The organism is Methylopila musalis (genome assembly GCF_042679725.1).
Taxonomy (GTDB): domain Bacteria; phylum Pseudomonadota; class Alphaproteobacteria; order Rhizobiales; family Methylopilaceae; genus Methylopila; species Methylopila musalis.
The window spans coordinates 1-2,194 of the sequence record NZ_JBHTMX010000309.1 but is presented as its reverse complement, the minus strand read 5'-3'; the positions used below and the strand labels follow the sequence as shown (position 1 = coordinate 2,194).

Annotated in this window: 2 protein-coding genes; both read right to left on the bottom strand. The window is 74.8% G+C overall.

Features of this window, described 5'->3' with window-relative positions:
* On the bottom strand, positions 1-644 hold a 644-nt coding region (locus tag ACFQ4O_RS17065; RefSeq protein WP_378777511.1), incomplete at its 3' end, for a Crp/Fnr family transcriptional regulator.
* 48 nt (positions 645-692) lie between these two features.
* A partial coding sequence (locus tag ACFQ4O_RS17060) for a GGDEF domain-containing protein (RefSeq protein WP_378777509.1) occupies positions 693-2,194 on the bottom strand: 1,502 nt, incomplete at its 5' end.

The following is a 2,194-nucleotide window of genomic DNA, read 5'->3' as shown; positions in this document are numbered from 1 at the left end:
GCGCGGCCGTCCCGCGCCACCGCGCCGGCCGCCTCCAGCGCGGCGAGCGCGCCGTTGAGCTTGGGGCGCGAGGCGCCGAGCATGTCGGCGATCTCGCTCTGGTTCAGCGTGAGTTCGACGCGCGCGCTGGCGCGCCCCGCCTCCGCGTCGTCCCGCGCCAAAGCCAGCAGGAAGCGCGCGAGCCGCCGCTCCAGCCGGTAGAGCGCGATCGATTCCATCTGGTCGGTGGTGTCGCGCAGGCGGCGGCAGAGGAAGCGGATGACGGCGCGGGCGAGCGCCGGGCGCTCCGCGATCAGCCGGTCCATGTCGGCGCGGGCGAGAGCGAGCGCGCCCGCGTCCGTGACGGCGGTGGCGTCGGCGGAGCGCGCGCCGCCGTCGAGCGCCGCCATCTCGCCGATGAGCGCGCCGGCCTCGGCGTGGCGCAGCGACAACTCCTTGCCCTCCACGGACAGGACCGACAGGCGGATGCGCCCGTCCGTGACGATGAACATCTCCCGGCCCGGATCGCCGCGCTGGAACAGCGTGGCCCCTGCCGCGAACCGGCGCGGGCGCGCGGCCGACGCCAGCGCCGCCACGTCCTCCGGGCTCGCGCCGGCGAAGAGATCCAGCCCGCCGATCAGCGCGGCGGCCGCCGTCGCAGCCATGCTTCGTCCCCCGATCCCGCGCGACGCACCGGCCGCGCGGATCAAGACCTACGTCACGCCGTCGCCCCGGTTCAAGCCGTTCGCGTCCCGGAACAGCTGGACCACGGGGCCGGGCGACACGGCGACGGCGTCGCGCCCGCCCGCCTTGGCGGCGTAGAGCGCGTTGTCGGCGAGCGTGGTGAGCTCGCGCCAGTCCCGCGCGCCGCTCGCCACGCCGAAGCTCGCGGTCACGGAGATCACGCCGCCGCCGTCGGGATTCTCAATCGGCTCCGTCGCCAGCGCCCGGCGGAGCGTTTCCGCCAGAGCCGCCGTCTGCTCGGGCGACCGCTCCTCGATCAGGACGGCGAATTCGTCGCCTCCGAACCGCGCCACCAGATCATGCGCGCCCGTCACCTCCTGCGCCCGGCGCGCCACCTCGCGGATGACGTGATCGCCCGCCGGATGGCCGTGCTGGTCGTTGATGGCCTTGAAGTGGTCCACGTCGAACAGGATCAGGCTCGCCACCGGCATGCGCCGGCGGTCGCGCTCCATGCGGGCCGCGAACGCCTCCAGCCCGCCCCGGTTGAGCGCCCCCGTCAGCGCGTCGGTAGCGGCCTGCCGCCGCAGGTCCAGGGTCATCTCCTCACGCAGACGGAGACGTTCGCGCAGCACGTCGATGGCGTCGAACAGCCCGCCGAGGTCTCCGGCGCGGCGCCGCTCAGGCGCGGGCGTCGACCCGCCCGCGAGCGCGATCACGTCCTCCCGCGCCCGCATCAGCGGCGCGAACACCCGGCGCTCCGCATAGATCACCACGGAAACCGCGACGCCGATCAGCGCCAGCGCCACCGCGACCGTGGCGAGCAGCGCGAACAGGGCGTCGTCGCGCCGCTTGGCGAGCCCCGCCGCGGACGATTCCAGCACCGCCTGCTGAAGCTGGAGCACCGGCTGGAACGTGCCGACGAAGCGGCGCGTGAACTCGGCGGCGGTCAGGCTGTAGGCGCCCGTGGACCGGCCCTCCGCGATCATGGCCTCGACCAGGCCGAGCCCTTCCCGCAGGAAAACCTGCTCGGTCTCGTGGGTGAGCCCTTCGAGCCTCGCGTCCTGCGACGCGCCGCCCGCCACGCCCTCGAACAGGCTCCACAGGCCGCTGAGGCGCCCGATGGTCTGGCGCGCCGCCAGCAGGTTCGCCATCGGCATGGGCTGACCAAGCGCGATCGGCGCGATGATGTTGGAGCCGACGCGGCCCGCATGGTCCCGGAACTCGGCGAGGATCCGGCCGCCCTGGGCTGCGGAGGCGAGCGCGGGATCGTTGCGGGCGATCTGCACCGCCTTCCAGCGCACCAGCTCGCGGTGCATGTCGGCGGCGTTGAACATGGCGGCGATGGCGCCCTCCATGTCAGCGAGCGTGCGCTGCTCGAACGGCTGCTCCCGCACCCGGTCCACGGCGCTGCGCGCGATGGCGAGCCGGCCCTGCGCCCGCTCCAGCAGCACGTCGAAGGTCGCGTCCGCCGGCGCGGGCGCGACGGGGACGACCGCGGCTTCGAGCACGGTCGCGGTGGCGAGGCGGCGGC